The organism is Lysobacter sp. 5GHs7-4, from assembly GCF_021284765.1.
Taxonomy (GTDB): Bacteria; Pseudomonadota; Gammaproteobacteria; order Xanthomonadales; family Xanthomonadaceae; genus Lysobacter.
On sequence record NZ_CP089924.1, the window covers coordinates 1,750,064 to 1,775,456 of the forward strand.

29 protein-coding genes are annotated in these 25,393 nt (G+C 70.2%); 20 read left to right on the top strand and 9 right to left on the bottom strand.

Translation table 11 applies throughout. From position 1 onward, the window contains the following. Positions 1-26: 26 nt before the first annotated feature. From eno to LVB77_RS07745, 6 genes are all read left to right on the top strand, one after another. Positions 27-1,313: a phosphopyruvate hydratase gene (eno, locus tag LVB77_RS07720; protein ID WP_232909567.1), complete on the top strand. Its 1,287-nt coding sequence runs from the start codon at positions 27-29 to the stop codon at positions 1,311-1,313. 19 nt (positions 1,314-1,332) lie between these two features. After that, positions 1,333-1,665, top strand: coding sequence for a cell division protein FtsB (gene ftsB, locus LVB77_RS07725; protein ID WP_343226226.1), 333 nt, complete (start codon positions 1,333-1,335; stop codon positions 1,663-1,665). A gap of 100 nt (positions 1,666-1,765) precedes the next feature. Then, on the top strand, positions 1,766-2,455 hold the full coding sequence (gene ispD / locus LVB77_RS07730; protein WP_232909568.1) for a 2-C-methyl-D-erythritol 4-phosphate cytidylyltransferase: 690 nt from the start codon (positions 1,766-1,768) through the stop codon (positions 2,453-2,455). Between the two features lie 446 nt (positions 2,456-2,901). Then, complete coding sequence (gene ispF, locus LVB77_RS07735) at positions 2,902-3,375, top strand: 2-C-methyl-D-erythritol 2,4-cyclodiphosphate synthase (protein WP_232909569.1); 474 nt, start codon at positions 2,902-2,904, stop codon at positions 3,373-3,375. Then, on the top strand, positions 3,372-4,436 hold the full coding sequence (truD, locus tag LVB77_RS07740) for a tRNA pseudouridine(13) synthase TruD (protein WP_232909570.1): 1,065 nt from the start codon (positions 3,372-3,374) through the stop codon (positions 4,434-4,436). Before ispF ends, truD begins: the two co-directional genes overlap by 4 nt. Before the next feature lie 113 nt (positions 4,437-4,549). Continuing rightward, positions 4,550-4,780, top strand: a complete 231-nt coding sequence (locus LVB77_RS07745; RefSeq protein WP_232909571.1) for a hypothetical protein — start codon at positions 4,550-4,552, stop codon at positions 4,778-4,780. A 6-nt stretch (positions 4,781-4,786) separates the two neighbouring features. On the opposite strand, the gene LVB77_RS07750 is transcribed toward LVB77_RS07745, so the two are convergent. After that, positions 4,787-5,362, bottom strand: coding sequence for a Smr/MutS family protein (locus tag LVB77_RS07750; protein WP_232909572.1), 576 nt, complete (start codon positions 5,360-5,362; stop codon positions 4,787-4,789). A 356-nt stretch (positions 5,363-5,718) separates the two neighbouring features. On the opposite strand from LVB77_RS07750, the gene surE reads away from it, so the two are divergent. From surE to LVB77_RS07770, 4 genes are read left to right on the top strand one after another with little or no spacing between them, the layout of a single operon-like run. Beyond that, the gene (surE, locus tag LVB77_RS07755) at positions 5,719-6,498 is read left to right on the top strand and encodes a 5'/3'-nucleotidase SurE (RefSeq protein ID WP_232909573.1); all 780 of its coding nucleotides are present in this window, start codon (positions 5,719-5,721) and stop codon (positions 6,496-6,498) included. Next, the gene (locus LVB77_RS07760) at positions 6,495-7,175 is read left to right on the top strand and encodes a protein-L-isoaspartate(D-aspartate) O-methyltransferase (RefSeq protein ID WP_232909574.1); all 681 of its coding nucleotides are present in this window, start codon (positions 6,495-6,497) and stop codon (positions 7,173-7,175) included. Before surE ends, LVB77_RS07760 begins: the two co-directional genes overlap by 4 nt. 25 nt (positions 7,176-7,200) lie before the next feature. Continuing rightward, on the top strand, positions 7,201-7,818 hold the full coding sequence (locus LVB77_RS07765) for a YqaA family protein (RefSeq protein WP_232909575.1): 618 nt from the start codon (positions 7,201-7,203) through the stop codon (positions 7,816-7,818). An 8-nt stretch (positions 7,819-7,826) separates the two neighbouring features. Continuing rightward, positions 7,827-8,684 (top strand): peptidoglycan DD-metalloendopeptidase family protein, encoded by an 858-nt coding sequence (locus LVB77_RS07770; protein WP_232909576.1) that lies wholly within the window; start codon positions 7,827-7,829, stop codon positions 8,682-8,684. A 41-nt stretch (positions 8,685-8,725) separates the two neighbouring features. Here the strand turns inward: LVB77_RS07770 and LVB77_RS07775 are convergent, their stop codons facing one another. The 4 genes from LVB77_RS07775 to yhbY all read right to left on the bottom strand — a co-directional run bounded on the left by LVB77_RS07775 (position 8,726) and on the right by yhbY (position 10,675). Beyond that, positions 8,726-9,262: a hypothetical protein gene (locus LVB77_RS07775; protein WP_232909577.1), complete on the bottom strand. Its 537-nt coding sequence runs from the start codon at positions 9,260-9,262 to the stop codon at positions 8,726-8,728. After that, the gene (locus LVB77_RS07780; protein WP_232909578.1) at positions 9,259-9,888 is read right to left on the bottom strand and encodes a D-Ala-D-Ala carboxypeptidase family metallohydrolase; all 630 of its coding nucleotides are present in this window, start codon (positions 9,886-9,888) and stop codon (positions 9,259-9,261) included. Before LVB77_RS07780 ends, LVB77_RS07775 begins: the two co-directional genes overlap by 4 nt. A gap of 17 nt (positions 9,889-9,905) precedes the next feature. Beyond that, complete coding sequence (locus tag LVB77_RS07785; RefSeq protein ID WP_232909579.1) at positions 9,906-10,280, bottom strand: Mth938-like domain-containing protein; 375 nt, start codon at positions 10,278-10,280, stop codon at positions 9,906-9,908. 89 nt (positions 10,281-10,369) lie between these two features. Next, positions 10,370-10,675: a ribosome assembly RNA-binding protein YhbY gene (yhbY, locus tag LVB77_RS07790; RefSeq protein WP_232909580.1), complete on the bottom strand. Its 306-nt coding sequence runs from the start codon at positions 10,673-10,675 to the stop codon at positions 10,370-10,372. 68 nt (positions 10,676-10,743) lie between these two features. Between yhbY and rlmE the strand changes: the two genes are divergently transcribed. From rlmE to folP, 3 genes are all read left to right on the top strand, one after another. Continuing rightward, positions 10,744-11,376, top strand: coding sequence for a 23S rRNA (uridine(2552)-2'-O)-methyltransferase RlmE (rlmE, locus tag LVB77_RS07795; RefSeq protein ID WP_232909581.1), 633 nt, complete (start codon positions 10,744-10,746; stop codon positions 11,374-11,376). Between the two features lie 96 nt (positions 11,377-11,472). Then, positions 11,473-13,368, top strand: a complete 1,896-nt coding sequence (ftsH, locus tag LVB77_RS07800) for an ATP-dependent zinc metalloprotease FtsH (protein WP_232909582.1) — start codon at positions 11,473-11,475, stop codon at positions 13,366-13,368. Between the two features lie 263 nt (positions 13,369-13,631). Beyond that, positions 13,632-14,531, top strand: a complete 900-nt coding sequence (folP, locus tag LVB77_RS07805) for a dihydropteroate synthase (protein ID WP_232909583.1) — start codon at positions 13,632-13,634, stop codon at positions 14,529-14,531. A gap of 167 nt (positions 14,532-14,698) precedes the next feature. Here the strand turns inward: folP and LVB77_RS07810 are convergent, their stop codons facing one another. Then, positions 14,699-14,956: a hypothetical protein gene (locus LVB77_RS07810; RefSeq protein ID WP_232909584.1), complete on the bottom strand. Its 258-nt coding sequence runs from the start codon at positions 14,954-14,956 to the stop codon at positions 14,699-14,701. Positions 14,957-15,680: 724 nt separating this feature from the next. On the opposite strand from LVB77_RS07810, the gene miaA reads away from it, so the two are divergent. The 6 genes from miaA to LVB77_RS07840 all read left to right on the top strand — a co-directional run bounded on the left by miaA (position 15,681) and on the right by LVB77_RS07840 (position 20,759). Beyond that, complete coding sequence (gene miaA / locus LVB77_RS07815; RefSeq protein WP_232909585.1) at positions 15,681-16,670, top strand: tRNA (adenosine(37)-N6)-dimethylallyltransferase MiaA; 990 nt, start codon at positions 15,681-15,683, stop codon at positions 16,668-16,670. 143 nt (positions 16,671-16,813) lie between these two features. After that, positions 16,814-17,092 (top strand): RNA chaperone Hfq, encoded by a 279-nt coding sequence (gene hfq / locus LVB77_RS07820; protein WP_232909586.1) that lies wholly within the window; start codon positions 16,814-16,816, stop codon positions 17,090-17,092. Positions 17,093-17,187: 95 nt separating this feature from the next. Next, positions 17,188-18,495: a ribosome rescue GTPase HflX gene (hflX, locus tag LVB77_RS07825; protein WP_232909587.1), complete on the top strand. Its 1,308-nt coding sequence runs from the start codon at positions 17,188-17,190 to the stop codon at positions 18,493-18,495. Between the two features lie 75 nt (positions 18,496-18,570). Next, positions 18,571-19,704: an FtsH protease activity modulator HflK gene (gene hflK / locus LVB77_RS07830; protein ID WP_232909588.1), complete on the top strand. Its 1,134-nt coding sequence runs from the start codon at positions 18,571-18,573 to the stop codon at positions 19,702-19,704. Next, on the top strand, positions 19,701-20,564 hold the full coding sequence (gene hflC, locus LVB77_RS07835) for a protease modulator HflC (RefSeq protein ID WP_232909589.1): 864 nt from the start codon (positions 19,701-19,703) through the stop codon (positions 20,562-20,564). The genes hflK and hflC overlap by 4 nt, the downstream gene beginning before the upstream one ends. Continuing rightward, positions 20,565-20,759, top strand: coding sequence for a DUF2065 family protein (locus tag LVB77_RS07840; RefSeq protein ID WP_232909590.1), 195 nt, complete (start codon positions 20,565-20,567; stop codon positions 20,757-20,759). A gap of 4 nt (positions 20,760-20,763) precedes the next feature. Here the strand turns inward: LVB77_RS07840 and LVB77_RS07845 are convergent, their stop codons facing one another. From LVB77_RS07845 to LVB77_RS07855, 3 genes are read right to left on the bottom strand one after another with little or no spacing between them, the layout of a single operon-like run. Beyond that, positions 20,764-21,549, bottom strand: coding sequence for a LytTR family DNA-binding domain-containing protein (locus tag LVB77_RS07845; protein ID WP_232909591.1), 786 nt, complete (start codon positions 21,547-21,549; stop codon positions 20,764-20,766). Then, on the bottom strand, positions 21,546-22,628 hold the full coding sequence (locus tag LVB77_RS07850) for a histidine kinase (protein WP_232909592.1): 1,083 nt from the start codon (positions 22,626-22,628) through the stop codon (positions 21,546-21,548). The genes LVB77_RS07845 and LVB77_RS07850 overlap by 4 nt, the downstream gene beginning before the upstream one ends. Positions 22,629-22,669: 41 nt before the next feature. Continuing rightward, positions 22,670-23,539: a DUF2306 domain-containing protein gene (locus LVB77_RS07855; protein ID WP_232909593.1), complete on the bottom strand. Its 870-nt coding sequence runs from the start codon at positions 23,537-23,539 to the stop codon at positions 22,670-22,672. Between the two features lie 490 nt (positions 23,540-24,029). On the opposite strand from LVB77_RS07855, the gene LVB77_RS07860 reads away from it, so the two are divergent. After that, positions 24,030-25,322 (top strand): adenylosuccinate synthase, encoded by a 1,293-nt coding sequence (locus LVB77_RS07860; RefSeq protein WP_232909594.1) that lies wholly within the window; start codon positions 24,030-24,032, stop codon positions 25,320-25,322. Positions 25,323-25,393 lie beyond the last annotated feature (71 nt).

The window sequence follows — 25,393 nt, forward strand, 5'->3', positions numbered from 1 at the left end:
CTCAATCTCCGGTCCATTCCCCGCCCATGACCACGATCACCCAGATCCACGCCCGCGAAATCCTCGACAGCCGAGGCAACCCCACGCTGGAAGCCGAGGTCACCCTCGCCGACGGCAGCTTCGGCCGCGCGATGGTGCCCTCGGGCGCGTCCACCGGCAGCAAGGAGGCCGTGGAACTGCGCGACGGCGACAAGACCCGCTACCTGGGCAAGGGCGTGCGCAAGGCGGTGGAGAACGTCAACACCGCGATCGCGCAGGCGCTGACCGGTTTCGACGCCGCCGATCAGGCCGGCCTGGACCGTCGCCTGATCGACCTGGACGGCACCGAGAACAAGGGCCGCCTGGGCGCGAACGCGCTGCTGGGCGTGTCGATGGCCAACGCGCACGCGGTCGCTGCCTCGCGCAAGCAGCCGCTGTGGCAGTACCTGGCCAACGGCCGCGCGCCGGTGCTGCCGGTGCCGATGATGAACATCATCAACGGCGGCGCCCACGCCGATAACAACGTCGACCTGCAGGAGTTCATGATCCTGCCGGTGGGCGTGACCAATTTCGCCGAGGCGCTGCGCGCCGGCGCCGAGGTGTTCCACGCGCTCAAGTCCGTGCTCAAGGGCCGCGGCCTGAGCACCGCGGTCGGCGACGAAGGCGGCTTCGCGCCCGACCTGCGCAGCAACGAGGAAGCGCTGGAAACCATCCTGGAAGCGATCGGCAAGGCCGGTTACAAGGCCGGCGAGGACATCCTCCTGGGCCTGGACGTGGCGTCCACCGAGTTCTACGACAACGGCAAGTACCATCTGGTCGGCGAGGGCAAGCGTCTGACCAGCGAGCAGTTCGTCGACTTCCTGGCCAACTGGGCGGCGCAGTATCCGATCGTGACCATCGAGGACGGCATGGCCGAGGACGATTGGCACGGCTGGAAGCTGCTCACCGAGAAGGTCGGCAACAAGGTGCAGCTGGTCGGCGACGATCTGTTCGTGACCAATCCCAAGATCTTCAAGGAAGGCATCGATCAGCGCGTGGCCAACGCCATCCTGATCAAGGTCAACCAGATCGGCACCCTGACCGAAACCCTGGAAGCGATCGCGATGGCCGACGCGGCCAAGTACGCGGCCGTGGTCTCGCACCGTTCCGGCGAAACCGAGGACACCACCATCGCCGACATCGCCGTGGCCACCACCGCCACGCAGATCAAGACCGGCTCGCTGTGCCGCAGCGACCGCGTCGCCAAGTACAACCAGTTGCTGCGCATCGAGGAACAGCTCGGCGCCGCGGCCCGCTATGCCGGCCGCGACGCGTTCGTGTCCTTGAAGCGCTGAGCGAACGGGGAGGGCGGACATGCGCTGGCTGCGAGTGCTGGTGGTGATCCTGGCGGGCCTGCTCGCCTTCCTGCAGTACCGCCTGTGGATGGGCCAGGGCGGCAGCCGTTCGGTGGCCGACCTGCAACAGCAGGTGCAGGCGCAGACCCACGACAACGGCGGACTGCGCCAGCGCAACGCGGCGCTGGCGGCCGAGGTCGAGGATCTCAAGTCCGGCGAGGCTGCGGTCGAGGAACGCGCACGCAGCGAGCTGGGCATGATCAAGCCCGGCGAGACCTTCTACCGCGTGGTCGAACCCGAAAATCCCAGCACCGCCCAGGCCGCGCCGGCCGACGCGGCGCCGACGCCGTGATGGCGGCGATGCCTTCGGGCCGCAGCCGCGGCGACGCGCCAGCGAGCGCGGTGATGCCTTCGAGTCGCAGCCGAGGCGGTATGGGCGTGGAGGCGCGCCGATGAGCGCGCCGGTGTGGGCGGTGATGCCCGCCGCCGGCCGCGGCAGCCGTTTCGGCGGTGAGATTCCGAAGCAATACCTGGTCGCGGCCGGCAAGCCGCTGATCGCGCATGCGCTGGACGCCTTGCTCGCGCATCCGCGCGTGGCCGGCGCGATGATCGCGTTGGCCGCGGACGACGCGCGCTGGCCGGGCTGGAGCGAGCGCCAGGGCAAGCCGGTGCTGCGCTGCGTCGGCGGCGGCGAACGCGCCGATTCGGTGCTCGCGGCCTTGCGCGCGCTGCCGGACACGGTGGGCGACGATGCGCTGGTGCTGGTGCACGATGCGGCCCGGCCGAATCTGCGCCGTCCGGACATCGACGCCCTGATCGCCGCGGCCGAAGCCGAGCCGGACGGCGCGATCCTGGGCGCGCCGCTGCGCGACACGCTCAAGCGCGCCCACGACGGCCGCATCCTGTCCACCGAGCCGCGCGACGGCCTGTGGCGTGCGTTCACGCCGCAGGCGTTCCGACGCGGCGCGTTGACCGCCGCGCTGCGCGACGCCGCCGTTGCTGGTCTGGTCGTGACCGACGAGGCGTCGGCGATGGAGTACGCGGGCCTGCATCCGCGCCTGGTGGAAGGGCGCGAGGACAACCTCAAGGTGACGACGCCGGCGGATCTGGCGTTGGCGGAGTATTTGCTGGGCAAGGTTTGACGGGTTTGGGCCGCTCACCGATCAGGGTAAAGCGATCGCCGTTCTTTATCCGGGTTGGGTCGCTCCGCTAGCGGTCGCGCTGAAGTTCCTGGATTCCCGCCTTCGCGGGAATGACGGCAAAAAGAACGACGCCGCTAGGGCTACCGACTATTGGGCTCTTCTTGGTCGTCATTCCCGCGAAAGCGGGAATCCAGTGGCTTCAGGGCCATACGCGAATGACGGTTGATTTCCACTCGCTGGTCACGGCAAACGCAGTTGCCGTCTTTATTCGGGAGGGGCCGTTTCGCTAGCGGTCGCGCTGAAGTCCCTGGATTCCCGCCTTCGCGGGAATGACGGCAAAAAAGCACGAGCACGCAAGGGGCTGCGAGCCGACGGAGCGACGGAACCAACGGAACCCCCGCGATTTTCGTCATAATTGCCCCTATTCCATCAGGCGGCAGCCACTCATGCGCATCGGCCAAGGCTACGACGTTCACGCATTCGGCGATGGCGACCACGTCATGTTGGGCGGGGTGCGGGTGCCGCACGATCGCGGGGTGCTTGCGCATTCGGACGGCGACGTGGTGCTGCATGCGCTCTGCGACGCCATGCTCGGCGCGCTGGCGCTGGGCGATATCGGGCGGCATTTTCCGCCCAGCGACGAGCGCTGGCGCGGCGCCGACAGCCGTCGTTTCCTGCGCCACTGCAACGAACTGATCGGCGAGCGCGGCTACCGCGTCGGCAATGCCGACGTCACCGTGGTCTGCGAGCGGCCCAAGGTCGGTCCGCACGCGCTGGCGATGCGCGAGGCGATCGCGGCCGATCTGGGCATCGCGTTGGACGCGGTCAGCGTCAAGGCCACCACCAGCGAGCAGTTGGGTTTCACCGGCCGCGGCGAGGGCATCGCCGCGACCGCGATCTGCCTGCTGGTGCCGGCGTGAGCGCCGAGCCGGTCCTGGCGCGCGCCCATGGCGCGCCGGTGCTGCGCGCGCGCATCCGCGCAGTGGCCGAGGATTTTCAGGTCGAGGAACTGCCCGGCTTCGAGCCCAGCGGCAGCGGCGAGCATCTGCTGCTGACCGTCGAGAAGCGCGGCATGAACACCGCCTTCGCGGCCAAGCGGATCGCCGCCTGGGCCGGTGTCGGCGAGTTGGCGATCGGCTACGCCGGTCTCAAGGACCGCCATGCGCTGACTCGCCAGCGTTTCAGCGTGCATCTGCCCAAGCGCGTGGCGCCGGATCCGGCGACCCTGCACAGCGAAACCGAATCCGGCGAGCGCCTGCGCGTGCTCCAGAGCACCTGGCATGCCAAGAAACTGCCGCGCGGCGCGCTGGCCGGCAACCGCTTCGTGCTGACCCTGCGCGAGCTGGAAGGCGACCGCGACGCGATCGAAACCCGTCTGCGCGCGATCGCCGCGCGCGGCGTGCCCAATTACTTCGGCGAGCAGCGTTTCGGCCGCGACGGCGACAACGTCGCCAATGCGCTGGCGATGTTCGCCGGCAGGCGCATGCGGCGCGAGCAGCGCAGCCTGCTGTTGTCGGCGGCGCGCTCGGAACTGTTCAACCGGGTGCTGGCCGCGCGCGTGAGCGCGCAGTGCTGGGACCGGCCGCTGGACGGCGAGGTCTGGATGCTGGACGGAAGCCGCAGCGTGTTCGGCCCGGAGCCGTTCGACGACGCCCTGGCCGCACGGCTGGCCGCGTTCGACATCCATCCCAGCGGCCCGCTGTGGGGCCGCGGCGAGTTGCGCAGCCGCGATGCCGCGGCCCAGGCCGAGCTGGCCGCGCTGACCGGCGAGGACGCCGCCGCGTTGCGCGCGGGCCTGGAGCAGGCCGGCCTCAACCAGGAACGGCGCGCGCTGCGTCTGCAGCCCAAGGCGCTGGCTTGGCGTTGGCTCGACGGCGCCGCAGGCGACGCGCTGGAACTGGATTTCGTGCTGCCGGCGGGCGCCTATGCCACCGTCGTGCTCGCCGAGCTGGGCGAAATCGCTACGCTGATTCGGCCCTGATCGACCGTTCGTCGGAAAGCAACGGGCGGCACTGGTCGCTCCGAAACGCCGGCGTATACCGGAGGTGCGACCGGCAATGGTGCCGGGCGCTGCATGCCTCAGGAGACGGGAATATGAACGCGTCCTGGAAAGTCGCCCTGCTGTCGCTGTCCGTTCTGGGTCTGGCCGCCTGCGCCGGGCACAGCACCAAGAGCGCCTACGTGGCGCCGCAGAAAGCGCCGTCCATCATGGACAACGACGAGCTCTACATGGCCCAGGTGGAACGCATCGCGCGCCGCCGCGGCATCGATGTGACCTGGGTCAACGTGCCGCGCAAGCCGCTGGCCAAGCACACCGAGGATTGACCCTGCTCAGCGCCGCCTGACCGGCGGCGCGAGCAACACCAGCACCGCTCCGGTGCCGCCCTGCGTGGGCGGCGCGGAGTGGAAGGCCAGTATGTCGCCGCGTTGCCGCAGCAGGCGGTCGACCAGGTTCTTCAGCACCGGCAGCCCGCGGCTGTCGACGTAATCGGTGCCGCGACGGCCCTTGCCGTGGATCACCCGCACGCAACCCAGGCCGTGCTCGTGCGCGTCGCGCAGGAAGGCGCGCAGCAGCGCTTCGGCCTCGCGCACGTCGCTGCCGTGCAGGTCCAGTTCCTCCTGCGCGGAGATCTCGCCGCGGCGCAGGCGCTGGAACACCCGCGGCGGCAGTTCGTCGCGGCGGTAGGACAGGGCATCGCCGGATTCGAGTTCGCCGCCGCCGGGCAGGTGGGCGTCGAGCGCGTGCCGGAATTCCTCGCGCGCCGCCGCCTCGTCGCGCTCGGCCATGCGCGCGCGCGGCTTGGGCTTGGGCGCGCTGGGAGGCAGCGCCGCCTCGGGCAGACGCCGCACCGGACCGATCGCGGAGCGGAACAGTTCGGCGTCGTCTTCGTCGCGTTCGTCGGCCATGCGCGGATGGTAGCAAGCGCGTGCACAGCGACTTGCGAACCGGCGCCTCTAGCCTCCTGTGGGAGCGGCGTAAGCCGCGATATCCCTCCAGGGGCGATGGAACGCCCGACTAGTGCCCGTCGCCAGCCGCTCCTACCTCACAGCGACGTTCGCGGCTCTTTTCCGATCCTGGCCGCAACCGCCCCGATCGCGCCGTGCCGGTCCACGCCGCGCAGCCGCGCGGGAGCCGGTAACGCCCATCGGCTATCATGGTCGCGTGCGCCGATTCGCGCGCTTCCGGGGTTGCGCTGGACCTAGGTTCCGCCCGCTCCGGTGCCCACCCCGTTTCGAAGCAGTGCGGTAACGCAAGGGAGTCCATGCGAGTTCTCGTGAGTAACGACGATGGCGTCGACGCCCCCGGCATCCGCGTCCTGGCGCAGACCCTGCGCGAGGCCGGCCATGAAGTGCTGGTGGTCGCCCCCGACCGCGACCGTTCCGGCGCGAGCAATTCGCTGACCCTGGATGCGCCGGTGCGCGTGCACCAGCTGGACGACTCGACCTGGCGCGTGCACGGCACCCCGACCGACTGCGTCCACGTCGCCATCACCGGCATGCTCGAGGCCGAGCCCGACCTGGTGGTGTCCGGCATCAACAACACCGCCAACCTCGGCGACGATGTGATCTATTCGGGCACCGTCGCCGCGGCGATGGAAGGCCGTTTCCTGGGCCTGCCGGCGCTGGCGATGTCGCTGCAGACCGTCGACCACGACGGCAAGCACTACGAAACCGCGGCGCGCGCGGCGGTGGAAATCATCGCCCGCCTGCGCACCGACCCGCTGCCGGCCGACACCATCCTCAACGTCAACGTGCCCGATCTGCCCTGGGGCGAGATCGCCGGTTTCGAGGTCACCCGCCTGGGCAACCGCCATCGCGCCGAGGCCTGCATCCCGCAGCGCGATCCGCGCGGCCGCCAGTGGTGGTGGATCGGCGCGGCCGGTCCCGAGCAGGACGCCGGCCCGGGCACCGATTTCCACGCCCTGCGCCGCGGCTGCATTTCGATCACCCCGATCCATGTCGACCTGACCCGCTATCAGGCCCTGGACCAGGTCGCCAGCTGGGTCGGCGGGCTCGCCGCCGAGCTGGAGCGGAGCGCATGAGCGTGCGCATGCGGCTGCAGCCCGAGGCGATCGGCACCGGCATGACCTCGCAGCGCGTGCGCGACCGCCTGGTCGAGCGCCTGCGCGACAACGGCATCGGCGACGAGCGCGTACTCAACGCGATCCGCACCGTGCCGCGCCACCTGTTCGTCGACGAGGCCCTGGCCACGCGCGCCTACGAGGACACCGCGCTGCCGATCGGCCACGGCCAGACCATCTCGCAGCCCTGGGTGGTGGCGAAGATGACCGAGGCCCTGCTCGCCGACGGCGTGCCCGGCAAGGTGCTGGAGATCGGCACCGGCTCGGGCTATCAGGCCGCGATCCTGGCCGCGCTGGGCCTGGAGGTGCACACCGTCGAGCGCATCGGCGAGCTGCTGCGCACCGCGCGCAAGCGCTTCCGCCAGTTGGGCCTGAACGTGCGCAGCAAGCACGACGACGGCCGCATCGGCTGGCCCGAGAACGGCCCCTTCGACGCCATCATCGTCACCGCTGCCGCGCCGGCGCTGGTCGACGCGCTGACCGCGCAGCTGGCGCCGGGCGGCACCCTGATCGCGCCGGTCGGCGCGTCCTCATCGCAGTCGCTGCTGCAATTGCGCAAGGACGCCGACGGCAACGTCAGCCAAACCACGCTGGCGCCGGTGGTGTTCGTGCCGCTGCTGTCGGGCATGATCGATTGAGCGCGCCGCGCGACAAGGACACTGAGTGAAGATTTTCGGTCCGCTCTACGAGCGCACGCTGGCCTGGGCCGGCCACCGTCACGCCCCGGCTTACCTGACCGGCTTGAGCTTCATCGAAGCGATCATCTTTCCGGTGATGCCGGAGGTGATGCTGGCGCCGATGTGCGTGGCCCAGCCCAGGCGCGCGTTCTGGTTCGCGACCTTGAGCCTGATCGGCTCGATGGCCGGCGCGCTGGTCGGTTACGCGCTGGGGCATTACGCGTTCGAGGCCCTGAAGCCGATGTTCGCGGCGCTGGGCATGCTGGACAACATCGAGGCGGGCATCGCCACGGTGCAGGCCAAGATGGCCGAGTCGCCGTGGGCGGTGTTCACCTTCCTGGTGATCGGCGGCTTCATGCCGATTCCGATGAAGGTGTTCACCTGGGCGTCGGGCATCGTCGGCGTTCCCATGCTGCAATACGTGCTGAGCATGCTGATCGGTCGCGGCAAGCGGGTGTTCCTGCTGGCGCTGGTGATCCGGATCGGCGGGCCGCGCGCCGAGGCCGCGCTGCGTCGCTACATCGAGCCGGTGGGCTGGATCGCGACCGCGGTGGTGGTGCTCGGCATCGGTTGGCTGTGGTGGCACGCAAAGACAGGAGCATGAGCGCGCGCATGATCGATACAGGACGCAGGCCGAAAGGCACGATCAAGACGAGCACGATCACGACGGGCACGATTTTGGTGGCGCTGGCGGGTGCGCTCGCACTGGCCGCCTGTTCCAGCACCGTGACCCGCGAGCCTACGCGCGGCAGCCGCACGCCGGTGCGCGTGTCCACGCCCAAGTACGGCGCCAGCGCGGTGGTCCAGCGCGGCGACACCATGTACGGAATCGCGTTCCGCAACGGCATCGACGCGCGCGACCTGGCGGCGTGGAACGGCATCAGCGCGCCGTACACGATTTATCCGGGGCAGCGTTTGAAGCTGTATCCGGGCGGCGGCAACGCCAGCGCCGCGCGCCCGCCGGTGTCGCGCCCGGTGCCGGGCCGCCCGACCACCGTTACGCCCGCCACGGGCGCGCCGACCGCGCCGGTCGCGCGCCCGCCGGTCGCGACCGCGCCCACGCGTCCGCCGCCGGCCCCCAGCGCGCCGGTCAGCAGCGGCATCGACTGGCGCTGGCCGGCCGACGGTCAGCTGCTCAGCCGCTACGTCGCCGGCGAGCCGACCAAGCAGGGCATCGACATCGCCGGCAGCAGCGGCGCGCCGGTGCGCGCGGCCAGCGACGGCGTGGTCGTGTATTCCGGCTCGGGCCTGGTCGGTTACGGCGAGCTGATCATCATCAAGCACAACGACGCCTGGCTGTCGGCCTACGGCCACAACCGCAACCGCCTGGTCAACGAAGGCCAGCTGGTCAAGTCCGGCCAGCAGATCGCCGAAATGGGCCGCAGCGGCGCCGCCCGCGAGATGCTGCATTTCGAGGTGCGCTACAACGGCAAGCCGGTGGACCCGTTGCTGTATTTGCCGAAGAAGTAAGCGTCCTTGGCGTGGCGGCGGTCACGTACTCGCTCGGCGCGTTAGAGGCGCCCCGACACCGCCGCGTACCGGTAGTCGCCGTCGATCAGATCTAGCAGCAGCCCGCTATTGGGCGCATAGGCGATGCGAACGCGATCGCCCTGGGCGATGGTCTCGTAACAGGCTTGCGAAATCGGGAAATCCAGCGGCGCACCCGCATCGCCGTCGACGGCGACGTAGACGCGGTAGCTGACCGCGCCGCTCTCGCTGTCCTCCGTCCGGGTCCGGTCGTGCACCCGCCCCGCGCTCCATCGTTTGACGCCCTGTCGCAGATCCGCGCGCAACGCGGTCTGCTCGCCGTACAGGTGCAGCGCGAACAACAGCATGACCAAGGCGATCACGCCGAAGCCGAACAGCGACCAGAACCCATGCAGCTCGGGCGAAGCGACGACCAGGCCGATGCAGGCGGCCGCCACGGCCACGCCGCCGGCCAGCTGCAAGGCCGGGGACGTGGGCGAGAGGCGAGTGCGCAGGTAGTCGCGTTCGTGCGCGCCCAGCGCCGCATCGCCGGCGGCATCGTCGGTGCGGTGCATGCTCATGGAGCGGGGCTCGGCTCCTGTCGGCGACGACGCGGTACGTCTGTGTCGACATGGTTGCACAGCGAGCTTCGGCGCGTGTGGTCGTAACCCCAGGTGCGGTGCCCGGCGGTGTCGACGTGGATGGCGCCGCTGTCGTAGAAGCCCAGGCCGAAGCGGCGCGCGGCGCCGTGCCGGCGCCAGTAGTCGCACAGCCGCGCGCGCTTGGCCGCGTCCATCGGCGCCAGGTCGAAATCGAGGGCGGCGTTGGCCGTGTGCTTGCTGCCGTCGGCGCCGCCTTCGCAGCGGTTGAGCGCGGGTTCGCGGTAGCCCGAGCCCACGCGCGGCCGTTCAAGCAGGCCGGCCGCGCGCAGCTCCCGCACCAGGCGCAAGGTCGGCACCATCGCCGGCCATAGACGCTGCGGCGGCACCGCGAATTCTTCGGCGTGGCAACGGCGCCAGCGCCGCGCGCTGCGCAGCAGTTGCTCGGGCGGCAGCGTGTCGGCCACGCCGTGTTGGCGCAGGTAGGCGAGGTAGGCGTCGGCGGCGGGCGCGGCGGTTCGCTGCCAGCGTTGGTAGCGGTCGGCCAGGGTAGGAGGGGGCGGGGCCGGCGCGCAGGCGGCCAGCGTGGCCGCGATCCATGCTGCCAACAGCGCCCGCGGCGGGTTCACCCGGGCAGCACGAACCCGGCCACCACGCGGCGGCCTTCGCCGGCCAGCACGTTGAAGGTGCGCGCGGCGGCGGCGTTGGTCATGGTTTCCAGGCCGACGCCGCGGCTCAGGCAGGCGGCCAGGGTGGCCGGCGGCGGGAAGGCCTGGCTTGCGCCCGAACCCAGCACGATCAATTCGGGTTCCAGCGCCAGCAGCGGGGCCAGATCGTCCAGGCTGAGGCCGCGCACGTCGGTGACCGCCCAGCCCTCGATCAGGCGGTCGGGCGAGAGCACGAAACTGGCCTCCAGGCGCAGGTCGTTGACCAGGGCGGCCTGGCCGTCGGCGCCGCGCAGGAAGTAGGTGTGGTCGGGGTTTTCCAGCGTCAGTTGCATGGGGCTGGGCGTCCGGGTGGGGATACGCGGTGCATCGAGGCGGGTGGCAGGCGTTCAGGTTCGCCCGTGGCCAAGCCCGAATCCGGCGGTCAGGCCCGCGGCAGCACGATCTGACGCTTGTCCTTGCTCTGACGGTAGAGCACGGCGGTGTGGCCGATGCGCTGCACCAGGGCGGCGCCGGTGCGTTCGGCGATCTCGCCGATCATGGCGTCGCGGACCTCGCGGTCGTCTGCGCCGACCTTGACCTTGATCAGCTCGTGGTGTTCCAGGGCCAGGTCGATTTCGGCCACCAGGGCCTCGGTGATGCCCTTGCCGCCGACCTGCAGCATCGCCTTGAGGTCGTGCGCCTGTCCCCGCAGGAATCGAGTCTGGGCGGAGGTCAGGAGGGTCGACATTCGGGCACGCAACGGGGGACGGAGGGGGCGTCAGGGTATCATGGCCGCCCCCCCGCCCTCCGGCCGCCATGGCAACCCGCAGCAAGAGCAGCCAACGTTGGCTCAAGGAACACTTCTCCGACCCCTTCGTGAAGAAGGCCAAGGCGGAGGGGTTGCGCTCGCGCGCGGCCTACAAGCTGGAGGAGCTGGTCGAGCGCGACCGCCTGCTCAAGCCGGGCATGGTCGTGGTCGACCTGGGCGCGGCGCCGGGCGGCTGGTCGCAGTGGGTCCGCCAGGCCCTGGGCGACAAGGGCCGGGTGATCGCCCTGGACATTCTGGAGATGCCCGGCCTGGCCGGGGTCGAGTTCCTGCACGGCGATTTCCGTGAAGACGAGGTGCTGGCCCGGCTGGAAGCCAGCCTGGGCGGACAGGCGGTGGACCTTGTGCTGTCGGACATGGCCCCCAATATGAGCGGTGTGGATGCGGTGGACCTGCCGCGAGCGATGCACCTGTCGGAGCTGGCGATGGATTTCGCCGACCGCCATCTGCGCGTGGACGGCGCGTTCCTGATCAAGCTGTTTCAGGGCGTGGGCTTCGACGATTACGTGCGCGAACTGCGCCGGCGTTACGCCAAGGTCTCGATCCGCAAACCCGCGGCCTCGCGCAAGCGTTCGCCGGAGGTGTATGCGCTGGCACAGGGCAAGCGGGCACAAATTAAGTAAGGTGCGAGATCCGGGCCCGGCCCGGCGTCCCGCTCTCACGGCGCAAAGACGCGCCAGCGGCAACCATGCCCCCCACGGGCAGCAGGCAGGAACTGAATGAACGACTTGGCCAAGAATCTGTTGCTCTGGGTGATCGTCGCCGTCGTATTGATGGTGGTGTTCCAGCAGTTCGGCCCGCGCGCGCCCGGCAGCGAGGCGCTGGCCTACGACCAGTTCGTGCAGCAGGTGCAGGGCGACCGCATCAAGCAGGTCAACATCTCCGACGACAAGACCACGATCAACGGCGAGCGCAAGGACGGCACCAAGTTCGTCACCTACGCGCCCAACGACCGCGACCTGGTCAACGACCTGATCAACCACAAGGTCGCCATCGAGCAGGCGCCGCCGCAGAACGGCCTGACGCTGGGCATGATCCTGATCAACGTGCTGCCCTGGCTGCTGTTCATCGGCATCTGGGTCTATTTCATGCGCCAGATGCAGCAGGGCGGCAGCAAGGGTGCGATGAGCTTCGGCCGTTCGCGCGCCAAGCTGCAGGGCGAGGACCAGGTCAAGGTGACCCTGGCCGACGTCGCCGGCTGCGACGAGGCCAAGGAGGAAGTCGGCGAGCTGGTCGAGTTCCTGCGCGATCCCTCCAAGTTCCAGAAGCTGGGCGGCAAGATTCCGCGCGGCGTGCTGATGGTCGGCCCTCCGGGCACCGGCAAAACCCTGCTGGCGCGCGCGATCGCGGGCGAGGCCAAGGTGCCGTTCTTCTCGATCTCCGGTTCGGACTTCGTCGAGATGTTCGTCGGCGTCGGCGCCAGCCGCGTGCGCGACATGTTCGAGCAGGCCAAGAAGCACGCGCCCTGCATCATCTTCATCGACGAAATCGACGCGGTCGGCCGCCATCGCGGCGCCGGCCTGGGCGGCGGTCACGACGAGCGCGAACAGACCCTAAACCAGTTGCTGGTCGAGATGGACGGTTTCGAAGGCGGCGAAGGCGTGATCGTGATCGCCGCGACCAACCGCCCCGACGTGCTGGACCCGGCGCTGCTGCGTCCGGGCCGCTTCGACCGTCAGGTCGTGGTGGGCCTGCCCGACGTCAAGGGCCGCGAGCAGATCCTGCGCGTGCACATGCGCAAGCTGCCGCTGGCCGACGACGTGGTGCCGATGACCATCGCCCGCGGTACGCCGGGCTTCAGCGGCGCCGATCTGGCCAACCTGTGCAACGAGGCGGCGCTGTTCGCCGCGCGCGAGAACGGCAAGGAAGTGCGCATGGAGCACTTCGACAAGGCGCGCGACAAGATCCTGATGGGCGCCGAGCGCCGCTCGATGGCGATGAGCGAGGACGAGAAGAAGCTCACCGCCTATCACGAGGCCGGCCACGCCATCGTCGGCCGCATCGTTCCCGAGCACGACCCGGTCTACAAGGTCACCATCATCCCGCGCGGCCGCGCGCTGGGCGTGACCATGTACCTGCCCGAGGGCGACCGTTATTCGATGAACCGCGTGGCGATCGAGTCGCAGCTGTGCTCGCTGTACGGCGGCCGCGTCGCCGAGGAGCTGATCTTCGGCGTCGACAAGGTCACCACCGGCGCGTCCAACGACATCGAGCGCGCGACCAAGATGGCGCGCAACATGGTCACCAAGTGGGGCCTGAGCGACGAGATGGGTCCGATCGCCTACGGCGAGGAAGAGGACGAGGTGTTCCTGGGCCGTTCGGTCACCCAGCACAAGAACGTCTCCAACGAGACCGCGCGCCGCATCGACGAAGTGGTGCACGGCATCCTCGACAAGGCCTACGGCCGCACCACCCAGATCCTCAAGGACAACCTGGACAAGCTGCACGTGATGGCCGATACGCTGCTGCAGTACGAGACCATCGACGCGACCCAGATCGACGACATCATGGCCGGCCGCCAGCCGGGTCCGCCGGCCGACTGGGCCAAGGCGGGCAAGCTGCCCAAGGACGACAACCGTCCGGGCGCGATCGGCGGGCCTGCGGCGCAGACCTGATCGGTCCGATTCGTTCGAACTCGAAAAACGCCGGGCATGTCCCGGCGTTTTTCGTTTGTTCGAGCGTGCGTCGTTGCCGGAGTCCATCGCGGCTCACGCCGCTCCCACAGAAAGCCGAACGCCGGCGCTCCTCAGCTCTCTGTGGGAGCGGCGTGAGCCGCGATGCGGCTGCGCACTCGCGCGCACGCCGGCCGGCCAACGGCCGCGCACGGCCTCGCTCGCGCTAGCATGCCGGTTCGCCCCAGGCCCTAGCCGAGACCGCCATGTTCGACACCAGCCCGATCCTCGACTGCAACGGCCGTCCGCTCAAGCTCGACCGGCCGCGCGTGATGGGCATCGTCAACGTCACCCCGGACTCGTTCTCCGACGGCGGCGATCACGACACCCAGGAGGCCGCGGTCGCGCACGGCCTGCGGCTGGCGGAGGAGGGCGCAGACGTGCTCGACATCGGCGGCGAGTCGACGCGGCCGGGCGCCGACGAGGTGTCGCTGGAAGAGGAACTGCGGCGCGTCGTTCCGGTGATCGAGCGCCTGGCGCGCGAGACCCGCTTGCCGATCAGCGTCGACACCTCCAAGCCCGAGGTCATGCGCGCCGCGGTCGCGGCCGGCGCCGGCATGATCAACGACGTCTACGCGCTGCGTCGCGAGGGCGCGCTGGAGGCCGCGGCCGAGTTGGGCGTGCCGGTGGTGCTGATGCACATGCGCGGCGAACCGCGCAGCATGCAGGACGCGCCGGACTACGACGACGTGGTCGCGCAAGTGCACCGCTTCCTCGCCGAACGCATCTTCGCCGCCGAGATGGCCGGCATCGCCAAGAAGCGCATCGTGATCGATCCGGGCTTCGGCTTCGGCAAGACCTTGGCCCACAACCTGACCCTGCTGGCGCAGCTGGAACGCTGCACCGACCTGGGCGTGCCGGTGCTGGCGGGCCTGTCGCGCAAGAAGAGCATCGGCGAGCTCACCGGCCGCGAGGCCGCGCGCGAGCGCGTGCACGGCTCGGTCGCCGCCCACCTGATCGCCGCCCAGCGCGGCGCGCGCCTGCTGCGCGTGCACGACGTGGCCGCGACGGTAGATGCCTTGAAGGTCTGGGAAGCGGTGGCCGCGCAGACGCAACCGCGACGCGCGGCGGCACCGTCCATGCCGAAGTGGCCCGACGACGAGTAAGGGCGCGCGAGGCGCGCGCGGATCAGACGCAGAATCGCATCGTGCCGGCGTTACGCGCTCGTCATTCCGGCGTACGCCGGAACCCGTTTTGACTTTGACGGTGCCTGCATGCATTCGCGCAAAGGCATCGGCGCGAGCACTGCGCCGTCTCGGCACCGCCCACTCCGTCATTCCGGCAGACGCCGGAACCCATTTCGACCTTCGCTTCGTTTTGCGCACAGGTGCCACTGCGCGAGCGAGCGAAGATCGAGGGTTCGCGCTTCGTCGAGATGATGAATTCGGTCCCGCCACTCGCCGCATCGCATTCGCGGCGGCGCCTTTTGCGCGAAACCCCGCAAGCGCGCATCGGCGCGCGCGCAGGTGGCGAAGTTTTCGCCAAACTCCTTGCGCGCCTTGCGCGGCGGGGGCTGCGTGCGACTGCTCACGCAACTGTCCGCAGGCTTGTCCACAGGCGATGTGGATAGACGTGGGACCGGCGCGCGCAAGCGCATCGTGCAGCGAAAAACAAGCTTGACGAATGCGGATTTCCTATCGTCTCCGAGCCCGTCCGCGCGCGCCGGCGACGACGCCGAAACGCGGCTGGATGTCAAACATTTTGGCTGGTCAATTTTTCGCCATATTCCTTGCGGCCCTTGCGGCGCCTGGCTTTGCGAGGGGTTCACGCGACACTGTCCGCAGGCTTGTCCACAGGCGGTGTGGATAGTCGCGCGAGTCGCAGCGTATTGCGTTGCAGCATGCATCCGGCGCGATTTTCTTCTTGACGGATCCGCTCGCATCCGATCCGCATTCGCGCTTCACGACAGGGCGGTGGCGCATGCCGTTGCGTGCGCGCAAGTCAAGCGATTTCGCTGGTCATTATTTCGCCAACCCTCTTGCGCTCCTTGCTGCGCATGGCTCTCAGCCACCTCGTCCCGATTCTGTCCGCAGGTTTGTCCACAGGCCTTGTGGATAGCGCGCGAGCACTGGCGAAAGTTTCGCCAAACCGCGCGCGGCCCTTGCGGGGCCTGGGCCGCAGCCGCTTATCAACAGGCTTGCCCCAGCGCTTCTCCACAAGGCTTGTGGAAACCGCGCCGACCGCGGCGCTTTCGACTTGGGCACGGCTGTGCGAGGCTGCGCGCTCGCCTTCCGTACCGGAACCGTCGTCTCCGCATGTCCGCCGACCCGCGCCCGCTCGCGATCGCCCTGATGGGCCCGACCGCCTCGGGCAAGACCGCGCTCGCCCTGGACTGGGCGCAGCGCTACGACGGCGAGATCGTCAGCGTCGACTCGGCCCTGGTCTACCGCGGCCTGGACATCGGCGCGGCCAAGCCCGACGCGGGCGAGCAGGCGCGGGCGCCGCACCACCTGATCGACCTGCGCCAGCCCTGGCAGCCGTATTCGGCGGCGGAGTTCGCGCTGGATGCGCGCCGCGCGCTGGACCAGATCGCCGCGCGCAGGCGCCTGCCCATCCTCGCCGGCGGCACCGGCCTGTACTTCCACGCCTTGCTGCACGGCCTGGCGCCGATGCCCGAGGCCGACCCGGCGGTGCGCGCGCAGTTGCAGGACGAGGCCGACGGAGCGGGCTGGGCGGCCATGCACGCCCGGCTCGCCGCGCTGGACCCGGAGGCGGCGGCGCGCATCCACGCCACCGACGCCCAGCGCATCCAGCGCGCGCTGGAAGTCCATCGCCTGTCCGGGCGCACGATCAGCGACTGGCGGCGCCAGGCTGCCGGCGCGCCGCGGCTGCCGTACCGGGTGCTGAAGCTGGTGCTGGCGCCGGCCGATCGCGCCGTGCTGCATGCGCGCATCGCGCAGCGCTTCGACGCCATGCTCGCCGCCGGCTTCCTGGACGAGGTACGGGCTTTGCGCGCTTTGCCGGAATTGCAGGCGCATCCGCGGCCATTGGAGTTGCCGGCCCTGCGCGCGGTCGGCTACCGCCAGGCCTGGGAGTTCCTGGACGGCGGCGGCCGCGACGAGGCCAGGGCGGAGTTCCGCGATCGCGGCATCTACGCCACCCGCCAGCTCGCCAAGCGCCAGCTGACCTGGCTGCGCGGCGAACTCGACGCCCGCTGGTTCGATCCCGGCCGCGACCGCGAGGGCCTGGATAGGGCGGCGGCGCTGTTCCTCGGCTCAGGCCGGCACGCCCATCGCAAAGCCTGAGGACGGCCCGTATCCGCAACGGCCAGTTGCGTTACCATCGGTCGGTCGCCGCTGTGGGGACAGCTACCGGCGACGCGGCCCACAGGATGTCCAGGGCCGTCTTTGGCACCAAACCTTATAACTAGAAAGCTGGGGAACTACCGATGTCCAAGGGGCAATCCTTACAGGATCCTTTCCTGAATGCGCTGCGGCGCGAACGCGTGCCGGTTTCGGTCTACCTGGTCAACGGCATCAAGCTGCAGGGCACGATCGAGTCCTTCGACCAGTTCGTGGTCCTGTTGCGCAACACCGTGAGCCAGATGGTCTACAAGCACGCGATCTCGACCGTGGTGCCCGCGCGCAACGTGCGCGTCGGACCGGGCGGCGGCTACGTGCAGTCCAGCGAAGGCGGCTCGGCCGAAGGCGACGACGAGAACGAGTGACGCCAGTCGCGGCGGGGCGCGGATGAGATGATGGTGGGGCGCAGGCGTCCCGCCGTCCTTGTGTTTCCGGCATTCCCTCCCCATCTGCAGACTAGATGTTCGAACGTTCACGCAAAGGCGAGCACGCCTTACTGATCCAGCCCCACGCCGGCGGTCCGCCGGACGAGGGCCTGCTGGAAGAATTCGCCGACCTGGCCAAATCGGCCGGCGCCACCGTGGCCGCGGTGCTGACCGCGCGCATCGACCGCCCCAACGCGGCCATGCTGATCGGCAGCGGCAAGCTGGCCGAGGTCAAGGCCGCGGCCGACGCCACCGGCGCCGACCTGATCCTGGTCAACCATCCGCTGTCGCCCGGCCAGGAACGCAACCTGGAACGCGCGCTGGAACGGCGCGTGGTCGACCGCACCGGCCTGATCCTGGACATCTTCTCGCAGCGCGCGCAGAGCGCCGAGGGCAAGCTGCAGGTCGAGCTGGCCCAGCTCAAGCACATGGCCACGAGGCTGGTGCGCGGCTGGACCCACCTGGAGCGCCAGCGCGGCGGTTCGATCGGCCTGCGCGGCCCCGGCGAAACCCAGCTGGAAACCGACCGTCGCCTGCTGCAAAAGCGCCTGGAGCAGTTGCAGAAGCGACTCGACAAGGTCGAGGTGCAGCGCACCCAGATGCGCCGTGCGCGCGTGCGCAGCGAGCTGCCGCGCGTGGCCCTGGTCGGCTACACCAACGCCGGCAAGTCGACCCTGTTCAATGCGGTGACCGGCGCCGAGGCCTACGCCGCCGACCAGTTGTTCGCCACCCTGGACCCGACCGTGCGCCGCATCGAGCTGTCCGGCGGCGGGGTGGTGCTGGCCGACACGGTCGGCTTCGTGCGCGACCTGCCGCACGAACTGGTGGCCGCGTTCCGCTCGACCCTGTCGGAGGCGCGCGAGGCCGACCTGCTGCTGCACGTGATCGACGCCGCCGACCCGCTGCGCGACGAACGCGTGGCGCAGGTCGATTCGGTGCTGCGTGAGATCGGCGCCGGCGACCTGCCGCAGCTGCTGGTGTTCAACAAGATCGACCGCCTCGACGGCGTGCAGCCGCGCATCGACCGTCCGGGCGAGGGCCATACCCGGGTCTGGCTGTCGGCGCGCGAGGGCCGCGGGCTGGACCTGCTGCGCACGGCGCTGGCCGAAGCGCTGGAGCTGCGCCATGTCGCCGGCCAGCTGCGGGTGCCGCCGCAGGGCGCGCGCCTGCGCGCCCGCCTGCACGAGCTGGGCGCGGTGCGCGGCGAGCGCGCGGACGAGCACGGCTGGGAGCTGGACGTGGACCTGGCCGTCGCCGACGCCCAGCGTTTGTTCGCCCAGCCGCACGGCGAACCGCTGCGGGCTTTGCTCGAATCGGTGACCCCGCCGGACGACCTTGCTTGAGGCGGCCCGGGCCCCCACCTAGAATCAACCGGTCCGCAAGCTGAACGCGGGCACAGATTCCCCTTTGGAGCAGGCATGGCCTGGAACACCCCTGGCAGTGACAATTCCGGTGGTTCCGACCCCAACGGTCGACCGCCGCGGCAACGCAAATCCGACGGCCGCGGCCTGGACGCCTTGCTCGACCCCTTGCGCGGCCTGTTCGGCGGCGGTGGCGGTCTGGGCGGCGGCGGCATCCTGCGCTGGGTCGCCGCGATCGTCGGCCTGTGGCTGGTGTTCAACTGCTTCGTGCTGGTGACCGAGCAGGAGCGCGGCGTGGTCCTGCGCTTCGGTCATTTCTCGCGCATCCTGCAGCCCGGCCCGCACCTCAAGGCGCCGTGGCCGATCGAGCGCGTGACCAAGGTCAACGCCACCCAGAGCAACGCCTATTCCGAAACCGTGCCGGTGCTGACCCGCGACGGCAACATGGTCAACGTCGAGATCAACGTGCAGTACCGCATCGGCGATCCACAGCAGTACCTGTTCGGTTCGCGCGAATCGGCCGACGTGCTGCGCCAGGCCGCGCAGAGCGTGCTGCGCGAACAGGTCGGACGCTCCGACCTGGACACGGTGCTCAGCGCGCGCGGCGCCCTGACCACGGTGGTGCGCGCGCGTCTGCAGGAATCGCTGCGCGCCTACCGCACCGGCCTGACCCTGACCGAGCTCAATCTGCCCAACGCGCGCCCGCCGGACGAGGTCAAGGACGCGTTCGACGAGGCCCAGCGCGCCGACGCCGACAAGGCCACCTCGATCAACCAGGCCGAGGCCTACGCCAAGAAGGTGGTGCCGGAAGCGCGCGGCCAGGCCGCGCAGGTGCGCACCGAGGCCGAGGGCTACAAGACCGCGGTGATCGCGCGCTCGCAAGGCGACGCGGCGCGCTTCTCGCTGCTGGTCGACCAGTACAAGTCGGCGCCCGACGTGACCCGCAAGCGCCTGTGGCTGGAGACGGTGCAGCAGGTGATGAGCGAGAACCGCAAGATCGTCGGCGGCGATTCGCGCCAGATGCTGTACGTGCCGCTGCCCGAACGCCGCGGCGGCGCCTCGGCGCCGTTGCTGACGCCGGAACTGCTGGCCCCCACGATCGCGACGCCGTCGTCCGAACTGGGTAACGACACCCTGTCGCGCCCGGCGCGCAGCAAGCGCCCGGATGGCCGCGAGGAGCCCGCACAATGAAGTTTCCCGCCTGGATCGCCCTAATCGTCGCCGCCTTGCTGGCGGTGATGGGTTCGATGTTCGTGGTCAGCGAAGGCCATGGCGCGATCGTGTTCCGCCTGGGCACGATCGTGCGCCAGGACATCGGCCCCGGCCTGCACTTCAAGTGGCCGCTGATCGAGAACGCCTCGGTGTTCGACCGCCGCCTGCAGGTGCTGGCGGCCGAGCCGGAGCGCTACCTCACCGCCGACAAGCTCGACGTCAGCGTCGACTTTTTCGCCATCGGCCAGATCGAAGACCTGCGCCGCTTCTACCAGGCCACCGGCGGCGACGAGAAGACCGCGGCCGAGCGCCTGGCGCCGATCATCAAGGACTCGCTGCGCAACGAGATCAACTCGCGCACGCTGACCCAGGTGGTGTCCGGCGACCGCGCCACCGTGATCGGCAAGCAGCTGGCCGGGATCAACCGCGGCGCGGCGACGCTGGGCGTGCGCATCATCGACATCCGCATCAAGCGCATCGACCTGCCGCAGGACAGCAACGTGCTGGCCTCGGTCTACAACCGCATGCGCTCGCAGCGCCTGCAGGTGGCCAGCCAGAAACGCGCCGAGGGCGTGGAGCAGTCGCAGGCCATCCGCGCCACCGCCGACCGCGACAAGACCGTGATCGTCGCCGAGGCCGAGCGCGACGCGCAGCGCCTGCGCGGCGAAGGCGATGCCGAGGCCGCGGCCGCTTACGCGTCGGCGGCCAACAAGGACCCGGGCTTCTACGCGTTCCAGCGCAGCCTGGAGGCCTACCGCCAGTCCTTCAAGGACGGCGACAGCGTGATCGTGCTCGACCGCGACGACCCGTTCCTGCAATACCTGAAGTCGGACCGCTGAGTGAGCGCCGAGCTGGTTTCGGCACTGTGCCTGGTCGCGGTGCTGGAAGGGCTGTTCCTGTTCGTGGCGCCGCGCGGCTGGAAGCGCGCCGCCGAACAACTGCAGGCGATGCCGGACCGCCAGCTGCGCATCGTCGGCGCGGTGGCGGTGGGCTTGGGGCTGCTGGCGCTGTGGGCCGTGCGCGCCGCCGCCTGAGCGCTCACATCTGACGGAAGTGGTGCAGGTAGCTGCGGCTGACCGGCAGCACTTCGTCGCGGCCCTTGAGGTGGACGTGCGCGGTTTCGTTGGCGCCGCGGGTGACGTGGCTGATCGCGCGCAGGTTCACCACCACCGCGCGGTGCACCTGCACGAACTGCGCCGGGTCCAGTTGCGCGGCCAGTTCCTTCAACGGCGTGCGGATCAGCGCCTCGCCCGGCTTGCCGCCGTCGCCGCGCCAGGCCACACGCGTGTATTTCTCGTCCGAACGCAGGTAGTCGATTTCGTCGACGCCGATCAGGCGCAGGGCCTGACCGACCGAAGCGCGGATCCAGCGCAGCGTCTCCGGCGCGTTGTGCTTCTGCAACTGCGCGGCCAGGCGTTCCAGCAGCGCCTGCGTGTCCGGCGCGGGCTGGGCCGCGCGCAGGCGTTCGCGCAGGCGCGCGACGGTGTCGGCCAGGCGCGCGGCTTCCACCGGTTTGACCAGGTAATCCAGCGCGCCCTGGGCGAAGGCCTGCACCGCGTACTGGTCGTAGGCGGTCACGAACACCAGGTGCGCGCCGCGGCCGATATGGCGCGCGGCTTCGACGCCGGACAGGCCCGGCATGTGCACGTCGAGAAAGCAGATGTCCGGGCGCAGCGCGTCGTAGCGCTCCACCGCCTCGCGGCCGTTGCGCGCCTGTGCGATCACCTCCAAGTCCGGCCAGGCCTCGCCCAGCTGGCGTTGCAGCGCGCGCCGCAGCAGCGGTTCGTCGTCGGCGATCAGGGCGGTGGGGCGGCGCGCGCTCATGCCGCGCTCCGCTGCGCGGGGAACTCGATCTGCGCCAGTACGCCGTGCGGCTGCAGTTCGATCAGGCTCAGCCGCGCGCGATCGCCATAGGCCAGCTGCAGGCGTTCGCGCAGATTCGCCAGGCCGGTGCCCAGGCCGCCGCCGGACGCGCCCAGGCCGACGCCGGTGTCGGCCACTTCCAGGCGGCAATGCGCGTCGCGCAGGCTCGCGCGCACCTCGATGCGGCCGCCTTCCTCGCTGGGGTCGATGCCGTGGCGCAGCGCGTTCTCGACCAGAGTCAGCAGGGTCGTCGGCGGGCAATCCAGATCCAGTGCGGCCGGCTCGACGTGCAGCGCGTACTGCAGGCGGTCGGGCATGCGCATGTGCATCACCTCCAGGTAGGCGCGGACCAGGTCCAGTTCCTGCGCCAGGGTCGCGGCCGGGCCGTGCAGGCGCGGCACCGCGGCGCGCAGATAGGCGATCAGGCTGTCCAGCACGCTGGAGGCCTGCGGCGATCCGGCCTCGACCAGTTCGCGCACGTTGGCCAGGGTATTGAACAGGAAATGCGGTTCGACCTGGGCCTGCAACAGGCGTAGGCGCGCGTCCAGGGCGTTGCGTTCGTAGCGGCTGCGTTCGAGCTCGAACGCCAGCGCCTGCCGCTGCGCCTCGCCGCGGATCTGCCGCAGCAGCGCGGCGATCGCCATCCACGGCGCGACCAACAGGCCGTAGACGGTGATCTTGGCCAGGCCGGCCAGGTACGGCTTGTCCTGCCACCACGGCAGCGGATCGTCGGCGGTGGTCAGCGAGTAGGCCAGGACCGAGGCCAGCGGGATGGTCGCGGCCACGCCCGTCACCTGCAGCGCCCAGCGCGCGCTCCAGCGCGGCAGGCGCGCGGGCCAGCGTTCCAACAGGCCGAACGTCAGCAGCGCGCAGAAGCCGACCACCAGCATGCGCAGCAGCACGATCAGGTACGGCGCCTGCGAGCCCAGCTTCATCAGCAGGCTGCTGACGAAGGCCGCGATCAGGATGAAACGCACGCGCCGCCATCCCAGCAATGGCGGGGGCAGGGCGGGCGGCAGGGGCGGGAGCGTGGCGGGCATGGCGCGACGCTAAGGGTAAGCCGGCCACGGCGTTGGCGGGGTCACAGGCGCGGCAGCCACATCAGCAGCGTCGCCGCGCCCACGCCGGCGGCGGTCGCCAGGGTCAGCGTCGCCAGCAGCGCGGTGGCGGCGATGCGCGCGGCGGCGCCGCCGCGGTGCTGGGCGCGCAGGTACAGCTCCAGCACGCTCAGCGGCAGCAGGTACTGCGCGAATGCGAGGAACGTCAGGAACGGGCCGCGGAAGGTCTCCGGATCGAAGCCGGCCGGCCCCTGATGGGCGACGATCCACAGCATCAGGCCGACACGGAAGAACCAGACGCCGCTCACGCACAGGAACAGCCGCAGCGCCCAGCGCCGGTGCGCGTCGAAGCGGCGCGCGCGGGCGTGGCGGTAGGCCTGATAGGCGCACACCAGCATCAGCGCGGCGTTGAGGCAGATCGCCAGTTTCTGCGACAGGTCGCCGACCGAGCCGCGGCCCAGGATCATCGCCACGCCGCCCAGGCTCATGGCCGCCACCATCAGCAGGTAGGCGCGCCCGGTCCAGCGGTGCAGCCGCGGCCAACGCCGCCGCAGCGCCGGCATCAGCTGCAGCAGGCCCGCCAGCACGATCAGGCAGGCGACGCCCAGGTGCGCGGCGACGATCAGGTTGCCGACCGGTTCGCCTTCGACATAGCCGCGCGGAAACACCCCGTTCCAGGCCTGCCAGCGCCCCTGCAGGGCGGCGCGGCCGTAGTAGCCCAGCACATAGGCGACGAACAGCAACTGGCCCAGGGCGGCGACCGCGAACCAGGCGGTGGCGCTGGCTTTCAAGGCCGCACCGGCGTTGCGGTGGAGCGTGCCGCGGTCGAGCGCCGTCGTAGCCAGGGCTGCGCCAGGAGCGGAGGCGGCCGGCGTCAGTGGAGTCGGGGTCATCGGATCGTTCCGGAGGTGGCCGCGCGCGGGGCGTCCCCGGCCGTTGCGCGTGATCGGCCGGGTCGCGGCAGTGTTCGCGGGACGGGCGCGACAGCGGTAGTCGGCGCGCGATGGGCGACGGGTTGCGGGCGACGGGCCACGCCGGGCGCGGACGGGCCGCGCCGCGAGATGGCGGCCTGCCCCAGCGCGTCGAGCACCGCCGGCGACGACGCCAGCCCCCTCTCCCGCCTGCGGGAGAGGGCCAGGGTGAGGGCTGAGCGCGCAACGCGAACGCTCCGGCGAGGCCGCCAAAACGTCGTTCCAGCCCCAGGCTGAGCCGAATCTGTCCGCTGGCGCCGACGGGGTGGCCCCCGCCCCCCGAAACCCGGATAATGCACAAAAGCCGGACGGGGATTCCCGCCGGCTTTTGTCGTTTTCGGCTTTCGCACGATGCGGGAGCCTCCGCGATGCCGGTCCCGCCGGACCGCCAAACCAATTCGGAGTGCGTGTAATGGGTCAGTCAGTCGTCGTTCTCGGTGCCCAGTGGGGCGATGAAGGCAAGGGCAAGATCGTCGACCTGCTGACCGAGCAGATCGGCGCGGTCGTGCGCTTTCAGGGCGGCCACAACGCCGGCCATACCCTGGTCATCGGCGGCAAGAAGACCGTCCTGCACCTGATCCCGTCCGGCATCCTGCGCGACGGCGCGCTGTGCCTGATCGGCAACGGTGTGGTGCTGAGCCCGGCCGCGCTGCGCAAGGAAATCGACGAGCTCGAGGCCACCGGTGTGGAGGTGCGTTCGCGCCTGAAGATCAGCCCGGCCACGCCGCTGATCATGCCGTACCACATCGCCCTGGATCAGGCGCGCGAGAAGGCCGCCGGCGGCAAGGCCATCGGCACCACCGGCCGCGGCATCGGCCCGGCCTACGAAGACAAGGTTGCCCGTCGCGGCATCCGCGTGGCCGATCTGCACTATCCCGACCAGCTGGCCGAAAAGCTGCGCACCGCGCTGGACTACCACAACTTCGTGCTGACCAAGTACCTGGGCGTGGACGCGGTCGACTACCAGCAGACGCTGGACGAGGCGCTGGCGTTCGGCGAGTACGTCGAGCCGATGAAGTCCGACGTGGCCGGCATCCTGCACGACCTGCGCAAGCAGGGTAAGCGCGTGCTGTACGAAGGCGCGCAGGGCTCGCTGCTGGACATCGACCACGGCACCTATCCCTACGTGACCTCGTCCAACACCACCGTCGGCGGCGCGCTCGCCGGCACCGGCGTGGGCGCGGACTCGATCGACTACGTGCTCGGCATCGCCAAGGCCTACGCCACGCGCGTCGGCGGCGGCCCGTTCCCGACCGAGCTGGACGACGAGATCGGCGAAGGCATCCGCAAGCGCGGCCAGGAATTCGGCGCCACCACCGGCCGTCCGCGCCGCTGCGGCTGGATCGATCTGGTCGCGCTCAAGCGCGCGGTCGCGATCAACGGCATCTCCGGCCTGTGCATCACCAAGCTCGACATCCTCGACGGCATGGAGAAGCTCAAGCTCTGCATCGCCTACCGCTACCGCGGCAAGGAAACCGAGTACGCGCCGCTGGACGCGCAGGGCTGGAACGAGTGCGAGCCGGTCTACCTGGAGTTCCCGGGCTGGCAGGAAAGCACCCACAACGTCACCGAGTGGGACAAGCTGCCGGCCGCCGCGCGCGCCTACCTGCGCGCGCTGGAAGAACTGTCCGGCTGCCCGCTGGCGATGGTGTCCACCGGCCCGGACCGCGACGCCAACATCGTGCTGCGCGATCCCTGGGCCTGAGATCGTCCTGCGCCGCGTCGAAAAGCCCCGCCATGCGGGGCTTTTTCTTTGAGCGGGCCGGGTTCCGGGCT

Coding starts and splice junctions, on each gene's coding strand:
- miaA (WP_232909585.1), top strand. CDS start 15,681: ATGTCCGCCGACCCGCGCCCGCTCGCGATCGCCCTGATGGGCCCGACC.
- hflX (WP_232909587.1), top strand. CDS start 17,188: ATGTTCGAACGTTCACGCAAAGGCGAGCACGCCTTACTGATCCAGCCC.
- hflC (WP_232909589.1), top strand. CDS start 19,701: ATGAAGTTTCCCGCCTGGATCGCCCTAATCGTCGCCGCCTTGCTGGCG.
- LVB77_RS07775 (WP_232909577.1), bottom strand. CDS start 9,262: ATGAGCATGCACCGCACCGACGATGCCGCCGGCGATGCGGCGCTGGGC.
- ftsB (WP_343226226.1), top strand. CDS start 1,333: ATGCGCTGGCTGCGAGTGCTGGTGGTGATCCTGGCGGGCCTGCTCGCC.
- LVB77_RS07745 (WP_232909571.1), top strand. CDS start 4,550: ATGAACGCGTCCTGGAAAGTCGCCCTGCTGTCGCTGTCCGTTCTGGGT.
- yhbY (WP_232909580.1), bottom strand. CDS start 10,675: ATGTCGACCCTCCTGACCTCCGCCCAGACTCGATTCCTGCGGGGACAG.
- surE (WP_232909573.1), top strand. CDS start 5,719: ATGCGAGTTCTCGTGAGTAACGACGATGGCGTCGACGCCCCCGGCATC.
- LVB77_RS07860 (WP_232909594.1), top strand. CDS start 24,030: ATGGGTCAGTCAGTCGTCGTTCTCGGTGCCCAGTGGGGCGATGAAGGC.
- LVB77_RS07855 (WP_232909593.1), bottom strand. CDS start 23,539: ATGACCCCGACTCCACTGACGCCGGCCGCCTCCGCTCCTGGCGCAGCC.
- LVB77_RS07845 (WP_232909591.1), bottom strand. CDS start 21,549: ATGAGCGCGCGCCGCCCCACCGCCCTGATCGCCGACGACGAACCGCTG.
- ftsH (WP_232909582.1), top strand. CDS start 11,473: ATGAACGACTTGGCCAAGAATCTGTTGCTCTGGGTGATCGTCGCCGTC.
- LVB77_RS07770 (WP_232909576.1), top strand. CDS start 7,827: ATGATCGATACAGGACGCAGGCCGAAAGGCACGATCAAGACGAGCACG.
- ispD (WP_232909568.1), top strand. CDS start 1,766: ATGAGCGCGCCGGTGTGGGCGGTGATGCCCGCCGCCGGCCGCGGCAGC.
- LVB77_RS07785 (WP_232909579.1), bottom strand. CDS start 10,280: ATGCAACTGACGCTGGAAAACCCCGACCACACCTACTTCCTGCGCGGC.
- folP (WP_232909583.1), top strand. CDS start 13,632: ATGTTCGACACCAGCCCGATCCTCGACTGCAACGGCCGTCCGCTCAAG.
- hflK (WP_232909588.1), top strand. CDS start 18,571: ATGGCCTGGAACACCCCTGGCAGTGACAATTCCGGTGGTTCCGACCCC.
- ispF (WP_232909569.1), top strand. CDS start 2,902: ATGCGCATCGGCCAAGGCTACGACGTTCACGCATTCGGCGATGGCGAC.
- LVB77_RS07750 (WP_232909572.1), bottom strand. CDS start 5,362: ATGGCCGACGAACGCGACGAAGACGACGCCGAACTGTTCCGCTCCGCG.
- hfq (WP_232909586.1), top strand. CDS start 16,814: ATGTCCAAGGGGCAATCCTTACAGGATCCTTTCCTGAATGCGCTGCGG.
- LVB77_RS07850 (WP_232909592.1), bottom strand. CDS start 22,628: ATGCCCGCCACGCTCCCGCCCCTGCCGCCCGCCCTGCCCCCGCCATTG.
- eno (WP_232909567.1), top strand. CDS start 27: ATGACCACGATCACCCAGATCCACGCCCGCGAAATCCTCGACAGCCGA.
- rlmE (WP_232909581.1), top strand. CDS start 10,744: ATGGCAACCCGCAGCAAGAGCAGCCAACGTTGGCTCAAGGAACACTTC.
- LVB77_RS07760 (WP_232909574.1), top strand. CDS start 6,495: ATGAGCGTGCGCATGCGGCTGCAGCCCGAGGCGATCGGCACCGGCATG.